The organism is Priestia sp. USM5 (assembly GCF_058323215.1).
Genome location: NZ_JBSGKN010000009.1, coordinates 30,698 through 48,889, shown reverse-complemented (window position 1 = coordinate 48,889; position 18,192 = coordinate 30,698). Strand labels below are relative to the sequence as shown.

20 protein-coding genes are annotated in these 18,192 nt (G+C 38.1%); 19 read left to right on the top strand and 1 reads right to left on the bottom strand.

Annotated features, from left to right (window positions below; genetic code table 11):
• The first annotated feature begins 76 nt into the window (after positions 1 to 76).
• The 9 genes from rnpA to ACWATA_RS28920 all read left to right on the top strand — a co-directional run bounded on the left by rnpA (position 77) and on the right by ACWATA_RS28920 (position 9,043).
• Entirely contained in the window at positions 77 to 430 is a 354-nt protein-coding gene (rnpA, locus tag ACWATA_RS28960) for a ribonuclease P protein component (RefSeq protein WP_013059929.1), read from the top strand.
• Positions 431 to 545: 115 nt separating this feature from the next.
• Positions 546 to 1,310: a YidC family membrane integrase SpoIIIJ gene (gene spoIIIJ, locus ACWATA_RS28955; protein WP_028411912.1), complete on the top strand. Its 765-nt coding sequence runs from the start codon at positions 546 to 548 to the stop codon at positions 1,308 to 1,310.
• A complete protein-coding gene (gene jag / locus ACWATA_RS28950; RefSeq protein ID WP_028411913.1) occupies positions 1,307 to 1,936 on the top strand; it encodes an RNA-binding cell elongation regulator Jag/EloR in 630 nt (209 codons plus the stop codon). Before spoIIIJ ends, jag begins: the two co-directional genes overlap by 4 nt.
• Before the next feature lie 307 nt (positions 1,937 to 2,243).
• Positions 2,244 to 3,632 carry a tRNA uridine-5-carboxymethylaminomethyl(34) synthesis GTPase MnmE gene (mnmE, locus tag ACWATA_RS28945; protein WP_028411914.1) on the top strand — a complete coding sequence of 463 codons (1,389 nt, stop codon included), beginning with the start codon at positions 2,244 to 2,246 and terminating at the stop codon, positions 3,630 to 3,632.
• Between the two features lie 22 nt (positions 3,633 to 3,654).
• Complete coding sequence (mnmG, locus tag ACWATA_RS28940) at positions 3,655 to 5,544, top strand: tRNA uridine-5-carboxymethylaminomethyl(34) synthesis enzyme MnmG (RefSeq protein ID WP_013059925.1); 1,890 nt, start codon at positions 3,655 to 3,657, stop codon at positions 5,542 to 5,544.
• 30 nt (positions 5,545 to 5,574) lie between these two features.
• On the top strand, positions 5,575 to 6,291 hold the full coding sequence (rsmG, locus tag ACWATA_RS28935; RefSeq protein ID WP_165635078.1) for a 16S rRNA (guanine(527)-N(7))-methyltransferase RsmG: 717 nt from the start codon (positions 5,575 to 5,577) through the stop codon (positions 6,289 to 6,291).
• 135 nt (positions 6,292 to 6,426) lie between these two features.
• The gene (gene noc / locus ACWATA_RS28930) at positions 6,427 to 7,302 is read left to right on the top strand and encodes a nucleoid occlusion protein (RefSeq protein WP_013059923.1); all 876 of its coding nucleotides are present in this window, start codon (positions 6,427 to 6,429) and stop codon (positions 7,300 to 7,302) included.
• Between the two features lie 117 nt (positions 7,303 to 7,419).
• The gene (locus ACWATA_RS28925) at positions 7,420 to 8,202 is read left to right on the top strand and encodes a ParA family protein (protein ID WP_013059922.1); all 783 of its coding nucleotides are present in this window, start codon (positions 7,420 to 7,422) and stop codon (positions 8,200 to 8,202) included.
• Positions 8,174 to 9,043 carry a ParB/RepB/Spo0J family partition protein gene (locus ACWATA_RS28920; RefSeq protein ID WP_013059921.1) on the top strand — a complete coding sequence of 290 codons (870 nt, stop codon included), beginning with the start codon at positions 8,174 to 8,176 and terminating at the stop codon, positions 9,041 to 9,043. The genes ACWATA_RS28925 and ACWATA_RS28920 overlap by 29 nt, the downstream gene beginning before the upstream one ends.
• 32 nt (positions 9,044 to 9,075) lie before the next feature.
• Here ACWATA_RS28920 and yyaC read toward each other — a convergent pair whose 3' ends face one another.
• Positions 9,076 to 9,696, bottom strand: coding sequence for a spore protease YyaC (gene yyaC, locus ACWATA_RS28915; protein ID WP_028411915.1), 621 nt, complete (start codon positions 9,694 to 9,696; stop codon positions 9,076 to 9,078).
• Between the two features lie 86 nt (positions 9,697 to 9,782).
• On the opposite strand from yyaC, the gene ACWATA_RS28910 reads away from it, so the two are divergent.
• The 10 genes from ACWATA_RS28910 to rplI all read left to right on the top strand — a co-directional run bounded on the left by ACWATA_RS28910 (position 9,783) and on the right by rplI (position 18,110).
• The gene (locus ACWATA_RS28910; RefSeq protein WP_028411916.1) at positions 9,783 to 10,796 is read left to right on the top strand and encodes a YkvI family membrane protein; all 1,014 of its coding nucleotides are present in this window, start codon (positions 9,783 to 9,785) and stop codon (positions 10,794 to 10,796) included.
• Positions 10,797 to 10,863: 67 nt separating this feature from the next.
• Positions 10,864 to 11,757 carry a mechanosensitive ion channel family protein gene (locus ACWATA_RS28905; RefSeq protein WP_028409761.1) on the top strand — a complete coding sequence of 298 codons (894 nt, stop codon included), beginning with the start codon at positions 10,864 to 10,866 and terminating at the stop codon, positions 11,755 to 11,757.
• Positions 11,758 to 11,771: 14 nt separating this feature from the next.
• Complete coding sequence (locus ACWATA_RS28900) at positions 11,772 to 11,969, top strand: DUF951 domain-containing protein (RefSeq protein ID WP_013059917.1); 198 nt, start codon at positions 11,772 to 11,774, stop codon at positions 11,967 to 11,969.
• Positions 11,970 to 12,139: 170 nt separating this feature from the next.
• Positions 12,140 to 13,240, top strand: a complete 1,101-nt coding sequence (gene ychF, locus ACWATA_RS28895) for a redox-regulated ATPase YchF (protein WP_028411917.1) — start codon at positions 12,140 to 12,142, stop codon at positions 13,238 to 13,240.
• A gap of 189 nt (positions 13,241 to 13,429) precedes the next feature.
• Complete coding sequence (gene rpsF, locus ACWATA_RS28890; protein WP_013059915.1) at positions 13,430 to 13,717, top strand: 30S ribosomal protein S6; 288 nt, start codon at positions 13,430 to 13,432, stop codon at positions 13,715 to 13,717.
• A 47-nt stretch (positions 13,718 to 13,764) separates the two neighbouring features.
• Positions 13,765 to 14,265, top strand: a complete 501-nt coding sequence (gene ssb, locus ACWATA_RS28885; protein ID WP_013059914.1) for a single-stranded DNA-binding protein — start codon at positions 13,765 to 13,767, stop codon at positions 14,263 to 14,265.
• A 66-nt stretch (positions 14,266 to 14,331) separates the two neighbouring features.
• On the top strand, positions 14,332 to 14,571 hold the full coding sequence (gene rpsR, locus ACWATA_RS28880; RefSeq protein WP_013059913.1) for a 30S ribosomal protein S18: 240 nt from the start codon (positions 14,332 to 14,334) through the stop codon (positions 14,569 to 14,571).
• A gap of 138 nt (positions 14,572 to 14,709) precedes the next feature.
• Positions 14,710 to 15,654, top strand: coding sequence for a YybS family protein (locus tag ACWATA_RS28875; RefSeq protein ID WP_033580875.1), 945 nt, complete (start codon positions 14,710 to 14,712; stop codon positions 15,652 to 15,654).
• 36 nt (positions 15,655 to 15,690) lie between these two features.
• Positions 15,691 to 17,664, top strand: coding sequence for a DHH family phosphoesterase (locus ACWATA_RS28870; RefSeq protein ID WP_025752414.1), 1,974 nt, complete (start codon positions 15,691 to 15,693; stop codon positions 17,662 to 17,664).
• Complete coding sequence (gene rplI / locus ACWATA_RS28865) at positions 17,661 to 18,110, top strand: 50S ribosomal protein L9 (RefSeq protein ID WP_013059910.1); 450 nt, start codon at positions 17,661 to 17,663, stop codon at positions 18,108 to 18,110. The genes ACWATA_RS28870 and rplI overlap by 4 nt, the downstream gene beginning before the upstream one ends.
• Positions 18,111 to 18,192: the final 82 nt, after the last annotated feature.

The following is an 18,192-nucleotide window of genomic DNA, read 5'->3' as shown; positions in this document are numbered from 1 at the left end:
CTAAGGCTAAAATCACCTCTGTTCCTGTAGGGACTACATAAAAGCATGACCTGAAAAAGGGCAGGAGTTGTTAAAAATGAAAAAAAGATATCGTATAAAAAAGAATGATGAATTTCAAACCGTTTTTAAAAAGGGCAAGTCCGTAGCGAATCGCCAATTTGTCTTGTATGTTCTAGACAAACCGGATCAAGAACATTTCCGCGTAGGATTCTCCGTGGGCAAAAAGATTGGAAATGCCGTGACTCGTAATCGAGTTAAGCGCCTTGCTAAACAAATTATGTTTGAATTCACACCGTATTTAAAGCAAGACAAAGATTATATTGTAATTGCAAGGCAGCCTGCTGCAACAATGAGCTATGAAGAAATTAAAAGCAGTTTGCAGCATGTCTTTAAGCGTGGCAAATTACTTACACATAGACAAAACGATTAATAAACAATAGAAGAAAAGCCTTTAATAGCTGTTGTTTTTCTACCGCATCCTTATATAATGGATTTTGACGCACTTTCAGAATTGAAAGGTGAACATGTAGAAGGAGGAAAAACAGGTGAAGAAGAAGTTGTTTTTAGGGATAACGCTTATCTTTCTATTAACTGTTTTAGCGGGTTGTACGGAAATGAACCAACCTATTACAGATGATAGTAAAGGTTTTTGGAATGAGTATGTTGTGTATCCGCTGTCATTAGTCATTACGTATCTGGCGGAGGTATTTAAAAGCTATGGAGTTGCGATCATCGTTGTCACGATCCTGATTCGCTTACTTATTCTACCGCTTATGATCAAACAGATGAGAAACACGAAAGCAATGCAGATGCTTCAGCCCGAAATGCAGAAGTTAAAGGAGAAGTACAGTTCAAAAGATGCCCAGACGCAGCAGCAATTGCAGAAAGAAACGATGGCATTATTCCAAACTTACGGAGTAAATCCTTTAGCTGGGTGCTTCCCAATTCTAATTCAAATGCCCATTCTTATTGGGATTTTCCACGCGATTACACGAACTTCGGAAATCGCAAACAACAGCTTTTTATGGTTTGATTTAGGTGCGCGTGATCCGCTATTTATCTTACCAATTGTCGCAGGAATCACAACGTTTATTCAGCAAAAGATGATGATGGCCGGAAATGCAAATCAAAATCCTCAAATGGCTATGATGCTTTGGATTATGCCGATCATGATTGTGGTTTTTGCAATCAATTTTCCAGCCGCCTTATCTCTTTATTGGGTAGTGGGAAATCTATTTATGATTATTCAAACCTACTTCATTAAAGGGCCAGACTTAAAACAAGCGAATATTGAAGGGGTTAAAAAATGAACGAAATCACAATTACGGCCCAGACGATTGAAGCTGCTGTTCAAGAAGCATTAAATGCTTTAGAAGTAGAGCGAAATCAAACAAATGTAGAAATAATTGAACCAGGTAAAAAAGGATTTTTAGGAATCTTTAAGGGAAAACCCGCAGTTGTAAAAGTTACAAAAATAGTTGACCCTGTAGAGGAAGCGGTTCATTTTATTACAAATGTTAGCCGTGAAATGGGGATTTCGATTCATACGAACGTCAAAAAAACCTCCAGAAACTGCATAATTGAGATTAGTAGCGATTCAGCGGGAATGTTGATTGGAAAACATGGACAAACCCTCAATGCGCTCCAGCTTCTCACACAATTGGTAGCTAATCGATACAGTCAGCAATTTTTAAATGTTGTCTTAAATCCAGAAGGCTACCGGGAAAAACGAAAAGAAATGGTCGAAAAACTGGCATTAAAAATAGCTAATCAGGCGATTAAAACGAATCGATCTGTTCAACTAGAACCAATGCCTTCCCATGAAAGAAAAATGATTCACCAAGCGTTAGCTAAAAATTCTTTAGTTGAGACACAATCCGTTGGCAAAGAACCGAAAAGAAGTATTTTGGTTCAGCCAGTTGCCAAAAAGCACTAGCAAAATAAGCTAGTGCTTTTTTATATGCTTATTTTATCGATCTAGCGTTCAAAAAAATCAAGATGCATACGTTGTTATTCACATGTGGATAAGTTAAAATAGTACATACTGCCTGTTTTTCTTGCTGTGCATAACAGAAGAACGTTAGAGATGTTCCAAATCGGTGAATTGTGGTATTCTATTTATTTGGTTCATACAAATCACGGGCCTTAAAATAGATGTTTTTGTTCGTAGAAAATTGTTAACGATGATAGTATATAACATCGTTTAAAATAAAAGGTTTATAAAATGAAATGAGGTGAAGTTGGTGCTAGATTTTGATACAATTGCGGCCATTTCTACACCAATGGGAGAAGGAGCTATTGCCATCGTCCGCCTGAGTGGTGAAGAAGCAATTACGATTGCAGATCGTATCTTTAAAAGCGTTTCGAATAAACGATTAACAGACGTAGCTTCTCATACTATTCACTACGGTCATATCGTAGATCCCAAGACGGAGCAAGTCGTTGAAGAAGTGATGCTTTCCATTATGAAAGGTCCCAAGACATTTACTAGAGAAGACATTATTGAAATTAACTGTCACGGAGGAATTGTATCCGTTAATCGTGTGCTGCAGTTAGTTATTGCAAATGGTGCCCGTTTAGCCGAGCCAGGTGAGTTTACAAAACGAGCATTTTTAAATGGTCGAGTAGACTTATCACAAGCAGAAGCTGTAATGGATTTAATTCGTGCCAAAACAGATAAAGCGATGAATATGGCAATTGGCCAAATGGAAGGGCGTTTGTCCAAGCTAGTACGTCATTTACGCCAGGAAATTCTCGAAACACTTGCCCATGTAGAGGTGAACATTGACTATCCAGAATACGACGATGTAGAGGAAATGACTCACCAAGTGTTGATCGAAAAAGCTTCAAATGTACGCCAAGAAATTGATAAGCTTCTTCAAACCTCTCATCAAGGGAAAATTTTAAGAGAAGGATTAGCTACGGTTATTATTGGACGTCCTAATGTAGGGAAATCTTCTCTTCTAAATAGTTTAGTGCAAGATGCAAAGGCTATTGTCACAGACATTCCTGGAACGACGCGAGATGTGATCGAAGAGTACGTTAATGTGCGAGGAGTTCCTCTACGATTAGTTGATACAGCTGGAATTCGTGAAACAGAAGATATTGTAGAACGAATTGGTGTGGAACGCTCCCGTCAGTATTTGAAAGAAGCGGATTTAATTTTGCTTGTGTTGAATTTCAATGAAGAATTAACGGACGAAGATAAAAAGCTATTTGAAGCTGTAGAAGGCATGGACGTTATTGTCATTGTGAATAAAACAGATCTTGAGCAAAAAATTAATCTAGAGGAAGTGCAGCAATTTGCTGGTGATCATCCAGTAGTGACGACTTCGCTTCTTCAAGAACAAGGAGTGGATCAGCTTGAAGAAGCAATCGCAGCTCTTTTCTTTGAAGGAACAATTGAATCTCAAGATTTAACATATTTATCTAATACGAGACATATTGCGCTTTTAACGCAAGCAAGAGGAGCTATCGATGAGGCCATCACAGGTATTGAAAGTGGTGTTCCAATCGATATTGTCCAAATTGATTTAACAAGAACGTGGGAACTATTAGGTGAAATTATTGGTGATGCTGTTCACGAAAGCTTAATTGATCAGTTGTTCTCTCAATTCTGTTTAGGAAAATAGATTATTAAAGGAGGCTACTATTATGCAATATGAAGGTGGACAATATGATGTTATTGTCATTGGAGCAGGTCATGCAGGATGTGAAGCGGCGCTTGCTTCTGCGCGTATGGGTGCTAAAACGTTAACGTTGACCATCAACTTAGACATGGTGGCGTTTATGCCCTGCAATCCTTCTGTAGGTGGTCCTGCAAAAGGTATTGTCGTACGTGAAATTGATGCTCTTGGCGGAGAAATGGGTAGAAATATCGATAAAACTCATATTCAAATGAGAATGTTAAACACAGGAAAAGGTCCGGCTGTTCGAGCACTTAGAGCTCAAGCAGATAAATTTGCTTATCAGCATGAAATGAAAAAAACGTTAGAAAATGAAGAAAACCTAACCCTTATGCAAGGCATGGTAGAACAGTTAATCGTAGAAGACGGTGTATGTACAGGTGTTGTCACTCAAACGGGAGCTGTGTATAAAGCTAAAACAGTTGTTATTACGACAGGAACATTCTTACGCGGGGAAATTATTTTAGGTGAACTAAAATACTCAAGCGGTCCTAACAATCAACAACCGGCTATTAAGCTTTCTGAACACTTAGAGGAGTTAGGACTGGACATGGTCCGTTTTAAAACAGGAACTCCACCTCGTGTTAATAGCTCAACTATCGATTACAGCAAAACGGAGATTCAGCCTGGGGATGATGTGCCTCGTGCTTTCTCATATGAAACAACACAGTACATTACAGATCAATTGCCTTGCTGGTTAACATATACAAGTGAACAAACGCATCAAATTATTGATGACAACCTCCACTTATCCCCTATGTATTCTGGGATGATCAAAGGTACTGGACCACGCTACTGTCCATCTATTGAAGATAAGGTTGTGCGCTTTAATGATAAACCGCGTCACCAAATTTTCTTAGAGCCAGAAGGACGAAATACGCAAGAAGTATATGTTCAAGGACTATCAACAAGCCTTCCTGAGCACGTACAGCGTCAAATGCTTGCAACAATTCCTGGCCTTGAAAAAGTCCAAATGATGCGTGCGGGCTATGCTATTGAATATGATGCAATTGTTCCGACTCAGTTATGGCCAACGCTGGAAACGAAGAAAATTAAAAATCTTTATACGGCTGGACAAATTAACGGAACGTCTGGTTATGAAGAAGCTGCAGGCCAAGGTCTTCTTGCCGGAATTAACGCGGGAAGAAGAGCGCTGGAACAAGAAGAAGTCATCTTAGGACGTTCTGATGCTTACATCGGTGTATTGGTGGATGATTTAGTAACAAAAGGAACAAATGAACCGTATCGTCTGCTAACATCGCGTGCAGAATATCGTTTATTGCTTCGTCACGACAACGCTGATTTACGCCTCACTGAAATTGGTCGTGAACTAGGATTAATCAGCGATGAGCGCTATGCTAAATTTGAACAAAAGAAAGCGGAAATCGAGCAAGAGAAGAAACGTCTTTTCTCTTTTATTATTAAGCCGAATGAAGCTGTTCAACAACTGATTAAAGAAGCTGGCGGCAGCGAATTAAAAGATGGCATTCGTGCGACAGATTTACTTCGCCGCCCTGAAATGACGTATACTCATATTCATCAATTAGCACCAGCGGATGAGACGGTAGATCCTGAAGTAGCTGAACAAGTAGAAATTCAGGTGAAATACGAAGGATATATTCAGAAATCACTTCAACAAGTTGAACGCTTGAAGAAGTTAGAAAACAAAAAGATTCCTGATTATATCGATTATGATGCAATTAACGGTTTAGCTACAGAAGCCCGTCAAAAATTAAACCAAGTGCGTCCACTAACGGTAGCGCAAGCTTCACGTATTTCTGGAGTCAACCCAGCTGATATTTCAATCTTGCTTGTTTATATTGAACAAGGGCGCATCGCTAAAGTATCAAATGATTAAAACTCTTAGGCGCGAAGAAAGGGAAACTCAATGAATATTCAACAGTTTCAACAGCTATTAGAAGAAAAGGGAATTTCTCTTTCTTCTAAACAGCTGAATCAATTTGAAAAGTATTATCAAGTTTTAGTGGAATGGAACGAAAAAATGAATTTAACTGCTATCATTGATCACGGTGAAGTGTATGAAAAGCATTTTTACGATTCTATTTCAGCTGCTTTTTTTCAAGACTTTACAGAAATTGAATCCATGTGTGATGTAGGGGCAGGAGCAGGATTTCCAAGTATTCCGATCAAAATTTGTTTCCCGCATTTGCATGTAACCATTGTTGATTCGTTACAAAAGCGTATTACGTTTTTGACGCATCTTGTAAATGAGCTTGAACTAGACAATGTCACACTATGTCATGATCGAGCTGAAACATTTGGTAAAAAAGAAACGATTCGCGAGTCATTCGATCTTGTAACAGCAAGAGCCGTGGCACGTATCTCGGTTCTTAATGAATTTTGCTTACCGCTTGTTAAAGAACAAGGACGCTTTTTAGCAATGAAAGGTGCTTCTGCCCCTGAGGAATTAAAAAATGGGGAAAAATCATTTCAAGTATTAGGTGGAAAAGTGAAGTCGATTGAACATTTCCAATTGCCTTTGGAGCAAAGTGAACGTTACATTATTTTAATAGATAAAATAAAGAAAACGCCTAAAAAATATCCTAGAAAACCTGGTACCCCAGTTAAGCTTCCATTAGAGTAGGCGGTAAATAGATAGAGAAGAAAATGTTTCATATGAAACATTTTCTTCTCTATATTTTCTGTTTAGAAAGCAGGATATGATTAAAAAACATCGAATTAGTTTAAGGCGGGATTTTCCTGAAGGTGGTGTGGGACTATGAAATCTGCTTTTTCACGTTTTTTTAATTTAAAAGAAAAAGATGAGGATATTCATGTAGAGATTGAAACTGTCCAAGATGAAAATGTCGAAAAAGTTTTAAGAGATGAAGTAAAACAAATTAGGGTTTCAAGTATTATTCCGAATCGTTATCAGCCGCGTACTGTGTTTAATGAAGCAAAAATTGAAGAGCTAGCTCTTACTATTCATACACACGGTATTATTCAACCTATTGTGGTTCGACCGACTGAGGGCGAAGAATACGAATTAATTGCTGGAGAACGCCGGTGGAGAGCTGTACAAAGCTTAGGATGGGATACGGTTCCTGCAATTGTGAAACATTTTAACGATACAGAAACGGCCTCTGTGGCTTTAATAGAAAACTTACAACGTGAAGAGCTAACGGCTGTCGAAGAAGCACTAGCCTACGCAAAGTTAATTGAGTTACATAATCTTACCCAAGAGGCATTAGCTCAACGTTTAGGAAAAGGCCAATCCACAATTGCAAACAAGCTTCGTTTGTTAAAGCTTCCTGTTGAAATACAAGAAGCAATCAAACAAAAATTGATTACAGAGCGACATGCGAGAGCGCTCATTCCCCTCAAAAATCAAGAAAAACAACTTCAAGTATTAGCTGAGATTATTGAAAAACAATTAAATGTAAAACAAACGGAAGATCGAGTAGTTAAATTGTTAGAAACGCAGGTTAAAAAGCCAAAAGCAAAAAGAAAAGCGTTTAGTAAAGATACGCGTATCGCAATGAACACAATCCGTCAATCGTTGACAATGGTTAGTGACAGCGGTATTTCATTAAACACAGAAGAAGAAGAGTTTGATGAATATTTTCAGTTTACTATTAAGATTCCGAAAAAATAAAGAAATAGCCCTCATCTTTTTTTGATGAGGCTTTTTTATCAAAGTTTTTCGTCAGAAAATTCAATGAACAATAAAACTGTCTGGACAAATGGGATGGAAATGAAAGTAGGTGACAACATGGGGAAAATTGTGGCAGTTGCGAATCAAAAAGGCGGGGTTGGAAAAACAACAACCGCTGTTAATTTAGGCGCTTGTTTAGCTGAACAAGGAAAAAAGGTTCTACTTGTAGACGGAGATCCACAGGGTAACGCTACGAGTGGAGTTGGCATAGATAAAGCAGATGTAGATGAATGTATTTACAATGTAGTAGTGGAAGATATGGAAGCCAAAAACGTTGTGCGTTCAACAGCCGTCGAAAATTTATCAATCATTCCCGCGACCATTCAATTAGCTGGTGCAGAAATTGAATTAGTGTCGACTATTTCACGTGAAGTTCGACTTAAGAGAGCTTTAGAAACGGTGAAAGATCACTTTGATTATGTTATTATTGATTGTCCCCCTTCTCTTGGTTTACTGACATTAAATGCGTTAACTGCAGCTGATTCTGTTTTAATACCTGTACAGTGTGAATATTATGCGCTTGAAGGATTAAGTCAACTGCTAAATACCGTTAGATTAGTCCAAAAACATTTGAATAATCAACTGCGTATCGAAGGTGTATTGCTTACTATGCTTGACGCACGCACAAATTTGGGACTCCAGGTAACAGCAGAAGTGAAGAAGTACTTTCAGGATCGGGTTTATCAAACGATTATTCCTCGAAATGTTCGTTTGAGCGAAGCACCTAGTCATGGTGAACCAATTATCTTATATGATGCAAGATCTAGAGGGGCCGCAGTTTATACGGAACTTGCAAAGGAAGTGATTTATAATGGCGAAAGGATTAGGGAAAGGAATTAATGCCTTATTTTCAGGCTTAGATGCACAGGCTGATGATTCAATTCAGGAAGTTGCTATTCACGAACTTAGACCCAACCCCTATCAACCACGTAAAACGTTTAATAAAGAAGCAATTAATGAGTTAAAGCAATCCATTTTACATCATGGCATCTTACAGCCTATTGTAGCTCGCAAAAGCATTAAAGGCTATGAAATCTTAGCGGGTGAAAGACGATTTAGAGCTGCTAAAGAAGCTGACCTTGCTACTGTTCCTGTCATTATAAAAGACTTTTCAGAAAAGCAAATGATGGAACTAGCTTTGTTGGAGAATTTACAGCGTGAAGATTTGACGCCAATTGAAGAAGCAACCGCTTATCAATTGCTTATGGATAAGCTCGATATGACACAGGAGCAACTTGCTACACGACTAGGAAAAAGCCGACCTCATATTGCTAACTATGTTCGCCTCTTGCAACTGCCTGAGGAAATTCAAACCCTCATTTCTACTAATGAATTGTCTATGGGACACGGGCGTACGCTAGTCGGTTTAAAAAATAAAGCTCTTCTACCTAAAGTAGTTGAAAAAATACGCAAGGAACAATTAAATGTCAGACAGCTAGAGGCTTATATTGCTCACTTAAATAAAGCCGTTCCACGTGAAACATCAAAAACCAAAAAAGATAAAGATTTATTCATAAAACAAAGTGAAACACAGCTCCGTGAGCGCTTTGGTACCTCTGTTCATATTACACAAAGCAAGAAAAAAGGAAAAATTGAAATCGAATTTTTCTCTAAAGAAGATTTAAACCGTCTTCTTGAATTATTTAATGATCTTTCTCAGACCAATAAATCTTCTGTATAAAAAAGGTTGTCCTAGTTTTAGGACAACCTTTTTTATTGTTTATAGTGTCTTACAGTTTGGTAAACCGGAGAAGCATTAAACTCTTTCTCTCGTTCGTTGTGTACAGTCTCAATGCTTTTCGCAATTAAATCGGCAATGCACATAACAAGATGAAGCCTCGTATTTTGCAAGACGAAAAACTCCATAAATCCGCTCACGTTGACAACCCCTGTTATATGAATATCCCCGACTGGCGGCAATTCTTTATTAACCCCTGCTCCTGGTTTAACGGGTCCTATTCCAAGTGATGCAGAGCCTACGCTTTTCATACGACCTAAACAAGCATCAATTCCAATAATAAAAGGATTCGGGAAAAGCTTTTGAATATGTTTTAACGTTTCTTTCAAATTAACAGCATGAACAGGCTCTTCTAACGTTCCAAAAATATGAAAAGATGAAACCTTTTTTTCATTCAGTTTCGTTCCGACTAATGGACCCAATGAGTCCCCAGTTGAACGGTCCGTTCCAATACATACAAAAACAATTGGTCTGTCTTTCTGTGCTGGAAGTAAAGATAGTAACTGTGTACTCAGCTTCTTTATAGCAGATTCTTCATCATGAAATACGCGGGTTGAATGTTGTGTCTTCTCAAAGAAGGGAGATTTTAAATTCATAGGGTCCACTCCTTATACATAATAGTAACAGTATACGAAGATTTTGAAGATTCTATACATATATTTCATAGATTGGGGGAAAATCGATGTGGAGAGCAGGATGTAAATGGATATTCTTAATTATGGGAACCATGATAGGCGCTGGATATGCTTCAGGGAGAGAGCTATGGCAGTTTTTTGGCGAAGAAAGCGGACTTGCTATTTTTCTATTTTCTATTATTTTTGCGATTTCTTGCAATGTGATTATGCAAATCAGCTATCGCTATCGAACCAATCAATTTTACCCAGTACTAATTGAATTAATAGGAAAGAAATGGGCTGCAGCCTACGACGTTTTAATCGTTTTTTATTTGTTTACGACGACGGTGATTATGATCGCAGGCGGCGGGGCGACATTGGAAATGTGGCATGTTCCTTACTGGTGGGGAATTGGTGCTCTTAGTGCGTTGATTGTCTTTGTTTTTTCAAGAGGATTAAGTGGACTGCTTTCTATCAATTCTTTCGTTATGCCAATCTTAATGATTGGACTAGCTGGCGTACTTCTTACATTTGTTTTACGTCATCCTGGAGTAACTAATTGGCATCTTCAGCATAATTGGCCTGCTGCTTTTACCTTTACGGCTTTGAATATTCTTCCTCTCGTCGCGGTATTATCTACAATTGGAAAGGAAATTAAAAGCAAAAAAGAGATTTATATTGCAAGTGTTGGCAGTGGTTTTTTATTAGGAGGTCTCTCCTTTATTTATAATGAATCACTTATTCAAGTTTCAGGGCTTCTTTCCTCTTATGAAATTCCATTATTCGCTATTCTTAAAGATTTTCCTTATATGATGACGTTTTTAATGAGCATTGTTTTGCTTATCGCAATTTATACGACAGCCGTTTCGGGAATTTTAGGGTTGACCGCGCGTTTTCATACTGAAAAGGTGCAATCTCTTTGGAAACTGGCAGCCTGCTGGCTACTTTTAATGATTCCCTTTACAAAGGTAGGGTTTTCTACTTTGATTGCCGTTTTGTATCCAATGTATGGAATCGTCAATTTATTTCTAGTAACAGCCGTTCTGTTGTATCCATTTCGAAATCGCTACAAAAGTTCGTAGAAACTTGCTACAATAGGTTAAAACTTTCTCATATGCAGATTATGTTACGTTAGGAGCTACATGTAGTATGAATTCGTTGAAGTCGGTTTTTAAGAACGTGTTTGAGCCATTTTTTCAAGAAGAAACGTGGGCACATATTGGAGAGGGATTTATAAAAATTCTGTTGATTCTACTTATTTCCATGTTTTTAATTCGAATTGGAAAGAAAGCGTTAAATAAATTCGTAGAGGTTCGCACAAATAGCCCTCTGCGTATTTCTGAGCGACGAGAAGCTACGATGGTCCGTTTGCTTCAAAATATTTTTTCTTATGCCATTTATTTCGTTGCGGGAGTTATGATTTTAGAAACGTTATCGGTAGATGTCCGTGGATTGCTAGCGGGGGCTGGAATCGTAGGGCTCGCGGTAGGGTTTGGTGCTCAAAACTTAGTGAAAGACATCATCACGGGGTTTTTTATTATCTTTGAAGATCAGTTCTCCGTTGGCGATTATGTTCGAGTAGGAACATTTGAGGGGACTGTGGAAGAAATTGGGTTGCGCACAACGAAGATTAAGAGTTGGACAGGCGAAATTAATATTTTACCCAATGGCAGTATTGTAGAGGTCACTAATTTTTCGTTACATAACAGCGTAGCTTTCGTTGATGTAAGCATTTCTTATGAAGAAAACATACAAAAAGCAGAACAAGTGATTTTAGACCTGTTAGAAGAATTGCCAAGTCGCTATGAAGATATGGTGAAAACGCCTGAACTGCTGGGGGTTCAAAATATCCATGCAACTGAAGTCACAATGAGGATTACAAGCGAAGTAAAACCAATGAGACATTTCCATATTTCTCGTATGATTCGTAAAGAAGTGCGTACAAGGCTAAATGAACATGGAATTGAAGTTCCATTTCCACGTATGGTTATGTATAATCGTACAGAAGAAGCACAGCATTCGTCGACGTTGAAAGGGACATAAGGAGGAGAGAGCTGATGACGGAAAAAGAATTTGGTTTAAATGACGTTGTGGAAATGAAAAAACCTCATCCTTGCGGTACAAATGAATGGAAAATCATTCGAATGGGAATGGATATCCGTATTAAATGTGAAGGCTGCGGCCATAGCGTAATGATTCCAAGACGTGATTTTGCACGTAAAATGAAAAAAATTCTTGTAAAGCATGAGGAATAACCTCATGCATTTTCTATGTTTATGCCTTATACTGTAAGGTGGGACAAAATGAGGCACCTTAACCCCATGCGGTTAAAGGTTCTTTATCAAACTTGTATTTCAAAAGTTGACTCACTATAATTGTGACAGGTTAACTTGTTTCGGATATATAAAGAGGAGTGAATAAATATATGGCTTTAACAGCTGGAATTGTTGGTCTTCCTAACGTTGGAAAATCAACATTATTTAATGCAATTACACAAGCGGGCGCAGAATCTGCGAACTACCCTTTCTGTACGATTGATCCTAACGTAGGTATCGTAGAAGTACCTGATCATCGTCTTCAAAAACTTACAGAGCTTGTAAAACCTAAAAAAACAATCCCAACAGCATTTGAATTCACAGATATCGCTGGAATCGTAAAAGGTGCTAGTAAAGGTGAAGGATTGGGAAATAAATTCTTATCTCATATTCGAGAAGTAGATGCGATTTGTCACGTTGTGCGTTGTTTTGAAGATGAAAACATCACGCACGTTTCAGGAAAAGTAGATCCTATCTCAGATATTGAAACAATTAATTTAGAGTTGATTTTAGCAGATTTAGAAACGGTAGAGAAACGTATTGGCCGTGTTCAAAAAATGGCTAAACAAAAAGATAAAGAAGCAATGTATGAATACGAAATTCTAGAGAAACTAAAGAATGCATTTGAAAGTGATCAGCCAGCTCGTGCTGTATCATTTACAGAAGAACAAATGAAATTAGTAAAACAATTTCACTTGCTAACGATTAAGCCTATTCTTTATGTAGCAAACGTTGCTGAAGATGAAGTAGCCGATGCATCTGCTAACGAATATGTAGCAAAAGTGCGTGAGTATGCGGCAAGCGAAGGTGCAGAAGTAATTGTTGTTTGCGCACGCATTGAATCTGAAATTGCTGAACTTGAAGGAGAAGAAAAAGCAATGTTCCTTGAAGAACTAGGCATTGAACAGTCAGGTCTAGATCAGCTTGTACGTGCAGCGTACGATTTACTTGGATTAGCTACGTACTTTACAGCTGGTGAGCAAGAAGTACGCGCGTGGACGTTTACACAAGGTATGAAAGCTCCTGAGTGTGCAGGTATTATTCATACAGATTTTGAACGTGGATTTATTCGTGCAGAAACGGTGTCATACGAGGATTTATTAGCTGCTAAAACAATGGGAGCAGCTCGTGAAGCTGGAAAAGTACGTTTAGAAGGAAAAGAATACATCGTAAAAGACGGAGACGTTATGCATTTCCGCTTTAACGTATAAGATTAAAAGCCGAAAGAAGATATCTTCTTTCGGCTTTTATCGTTGGCGAAAATATTAGCTTATATTTACGAAACAGCCCGCAATGCATATTGCTTTGCCTAGGGTAGTGTGCTATAATTTTAATTCGTGAGTAATATTTTATTGCTCCTTGCCCGTTTCGGGCCGTTAGACCAAAAGGAGGTGACAGTGATGAGAAAGTATGAAGTAATGTACATCATCCGTCCAAGCATTGATGACGAAGCAAAGAAAGCATTAGTTGAGCGCTTCAACGGCGTATTAACTGATAATGGTGCTGAAATCGCAAATGTTAAAGAATGGGGTAAACGTCGTTTAGCATACGAAATCAATGATTTCCGTGACGGTTACTACATGATTCTTGACGTGGCGGCTACTTCAGAAGCAGTTTCTGAATTTGATCGTCTTGCGAAAATCAACGAAGACATTATCCGTCATATCGTTGTTAAACAAGAAGCATAATTAAACGTTTAAATAAATGGGTTTTATTTCCTTAAGGAGTGGTTCTGATGATGAATCGCGTAATTCTCGTAGGACGCTTAACCAAAGATCCTGAATTACGTTATACCCCGAGTGGAGCAGCGGTTGCAACATTCACTTTAGCGGTAAACCGCACATTTACAAATCAGCAAGGTGAACGTGAAGCTGACTTCATCAACTGTGTTGTATGGCGTCGTCAGGCTGAAAATGCAGCCAATTTCCTTAAAAAAGGAAGTTTAGCTGGTGTTGATGGTCGACTACAATCTCGCAGTTACGAAGGACAAGACGGTCGTCGTGTATACGTAACGGAAGTTGTAGCGGAAAGTGTGCAATTTTTAGAGCCGAAAAGTGGCGGTGGGGATACGCAACGCAGTAACTTTGCTAACACTGGAGGATCTGGACAAGGCTCTCCATTTGGAGATAATCAGAACCGTAACTCAGGTAATCAAGGTTATACTCGCGTTGATGATGATCCATTTGCAAATAATGGCGAGACAATTGACATTTCTGATGACGATTTACCGTTTTAATTCGCAGTAGATTATCCGGAGTATAAAATTTTATAGAAACTTTTAAGCGGAAGGAGGCGTATCAAAATGGCAGGTGGACGTAAAGGTGGACGCAACAGACGTCGTAAAGTTTGTTTCTTCACAGCAAACGGCATCACTCACATCGATTACAAAGATGTAGATATGCTTAAAAAATTCGTTTCAGAGCGTGGTAAAATTTTACCTCGTCGTGTAACTGGAACAAGCGCTAAATACCAACGTAAATTAACGATCGCTATCAAACGCGCTCGTCAAATGGCATTATTACCATATGTTTCTGGTGAATAATGAACGGTATAAAAAGAGGCAGTAAGGATTCCCTTACTGCCTCTTTTTACATTACATAGGTGCTCTTTTGCCAAATAGTTGCTTCTTATGAACTGAATCGATAAAATAAATAATAGTCTATATCAACGAGGTGAAGTTGTGAAAGGAATTCGATATATTACAGAAGGAGCAGCTCTTTTAGCGCTGTTTGTAGCGCTGTTGCTTTTTTCACTATACATACCTGTTGTGGGAACCATTTTTCAACTAGCGCTAGCTGTTCCATTTATTGTGTATACCGTTCGTCATGGGTGGAAAAAGGCAATATTATTTTTAGTAGTAGGGTTGTTATTGACTTTGTTATTTGGAAATGTATTGACTCTTCCTTTTACACTTGTATTTGGTATTGGTGGATTAGCAATAGGAATGCTTTACCGACAAAAACAAAAAAGGTATACCATTTTACTAGGCGGCACGGTTGCATTTAGTTTAGGTTTACTTTTATTGTTCGTAGGAGCAAATGTCATTTTTAATGTTAATTTAATGGAGCAAATAAATAATGCTTTAGATCAATCGATTAATCAAAGTATTGAAATGATGAAAAGTTTAGGACAAGACGTTAAGGAATCTCAAATTGACCAAATGAGAGATGCATTTGATATGTTTAAAAATCTGCTGCCTCTATTAATTGTTATGGGTGGAGTTATTCTAGCCTTTTTCTCTCAGCTTATTGCTACGCCTATTCTTAAAAGAACAGGTTATGAGGTGCAAGCATTCCCGCCTTTTCGTGAATTTAAACTTCCTAAAAGTATTCTATGGTATTATTTGATTGCATTAATCTTATCCTTCCCATCTTTTAATATTGAACAAGGTACATTTATGTACGTAGCTATTATCAACATCGTGATGGGACTGCAAATGCTAGTCGTGTTACAAGGGATCTCTTTTATTTTCTATTTCTCACATCAAAAAGGGTATGCCAAAGCAATTCCAATTGTTGTAACAATTTTAGCATTAATTATTCCAATTATCCTTCAAATTGTGCGCATCTTAGGTATAATTGATTTAGGATTTAATTTAAGAAAACAATTAGACACAAAAAAGTAGATATTGTGGAACTTAAAAAAGTAGGAGCTGAAATGGATGCCTGTCTTTACAAAAAAGAACGTCATTCGCTATCCATTTTACTCATTGTATAGTATAGCCCTGATTTTAGTAGGTATCGTGACCTATCATAATTGGATCATAGGAATGATAGGCTTTATATTACTATTAGCCTGTCTTTTTCTATACATGAGAATGGAGCGAATGCTGTCCGATGAGTTTGAAACCTATATTTCAATGCTGTCTCATCGGTTGAAAAAAGTAGGCGAAGAGGCATTAATGGAAATGCCGATTGGGATTATGCTATTTAATGATGAATATCAAATTGAATGGACCAATCCTTTTCTAGCATCTTGTCTCGGTGAAGACACATTGGTGGGAAGATCATTATACGATGTGGCAGAGAGTATTATTCCACTGATCAAACAAGAAGTGGAAACAGAAGTTGTCACGTTGCATGATCGGAAATTCAAAGTGGTGATTAAACGAGACGAGCGCTTACTGTACTTCTTTGATATTACAGAGCAAATAGAAATCGAAAAATTGTATGAGGAAGAACGAACAAGTTTAGGCATTATCTTTTTAGATAATTATGATGAACTAACGCAAGGAATGGATGATCAAGTTAAAAGTAACTTGAATAGCCAAGTAACTTCTATGTTAAATAGTTGGGCTCAAGAATACGGTATTTTTATTAAACGTACGTCTTCTGAGAAATTTATTGCGATTATGAATGAACAAATCTTAATTCATTTAGAGCGAAGCAAATTTTCTATCTTAGACCAAGTTCGAGAAGAGACGTCTAAACAAAATATACCGCTTACATTGAGCATTGGTATCGGAGCTGGTGCTGCTGATTTACCTGAGCTGGGTGCTTTAGCTCAATCTAGCTTGGATTTGGCCTTAGGCCGAGGTGGAGATCAAGTAGCGATTAAACAGCCGAATGGAAAAGTGAAATTCTTTGGCGGCAAGACTAATCCAATGGAAAAACGGACGCGCGTGCGTGCCAGAGTTATTTCTCACGCGTTAAAAGAGCTCATTACAGAGAGTGGAAAAGTGATTATCATGGGTCATAAGTATCCGGATATGGATGCTGTAGGAGCTGCTATTGGGATATTAAAAGTAGCGCAAGTAAATCAGAAAGACGGTTTTATCGTACTAGATCCTGATCATATTGATACAGGTGTTCAGCGAATGCTAGAAGAGATTAAAAAGAAAGAAGGCCTGTGGGAACGATTTATTACGCCTGAAGAAGCCTTAAATCTTGTGAGTGATGATACTCTTTTAGTAGTAGTAGATACGCATAAGCCGTCGCTCGTTATTGAAGAAAGGTTATTAAATCGTATTGAAAATGTCGTGGTCATTGATCATCATAGACGAGGAGAAGACTTTATCGAAGACCCTCTTCTTGTCTATATGGAGCCATATGCTTCCTCGACAGCAGAACTCGTTACTGAGCTTCTTGAATACCAGCCAAAACGATTTAAAATTGATATGCTAGAAGCAACAGCACTTTTAGCCGGTATTATTGTCGATACAAAAAGCTTTACATTACGCACGGGATCTCGTACGTTTGATGCAGCGTCCTTTTTACGTTCTCAAGGCGCAGATACGGTTCTTGTTCAAAAGTTTTTAAAAGAAGATATCACACAATATGTACAGCGAGCACGCTTTATTGAACATGCAGAGATTTATACAGCAGGTATTGCCATTTCACGCGCTGAACCGAACAAAATGTATGATCAAGTGTTAATCGCGCAAGCTGCAGATACGCTGCTTTCAATCAGCGGAGTGGTTGCTTCGTTTGTTATTTCTAAGCGACGGGATAATCTAATTGGCATTAGTGCTAGATCGCTTGGAGATATCAATGTACAAGTTATTATGGAAAGTCTCCAAGGCGGAGGCCACTTAACGAATGCTGCTACTCAGCTTCAAGACATTAGTTTGGATGAAGCTGAAGAAAGGCTTAAACAAGCAATTGATGAGTACTTAGATGGAGGTAAAAAATCATGAAAGTAATTTTCTTAAAAGATGTAAAAGGAAAAGGCAAAAAAGGTGAAGTGAAAAATGTTTCAGACGGTTATGCACATAACTTCTTATTAAAGAATGGTTATGCTGTTGAAGCTACAGGCGGTAATGTGAAGGTATTAGAAGCACAAAAAAATAGAGAGCAAAAAGATGCAGCTGCAGAACTTCAAGCAAACAAAGAGTTAAAAGCAACTCTTGAAGAACTAACAGTTGAATTAACAGCAAAATCTGGTGAAGGTGGCCGTTTATTCGGTTCTATCACAAGCAAACAAATTGCTGAAGAATTAAAGAAAAAACACAAAATTAAAGTAGATAAGCGTAAAATTGAATTAAATGATGCCATTCGCGCATTAGGCTACACAAATGTACCGGTTAAATTACATCCGGAAGTAACGGCTACTGTAAAGGTACACGTGACTGAACAAAAATAAACGTACGATTGAGAAATAAGTAAATAATATAAAGGGTTGGCGCGGACTTGTATTTGTTCGCGCCAACATTTATGATGAAAGA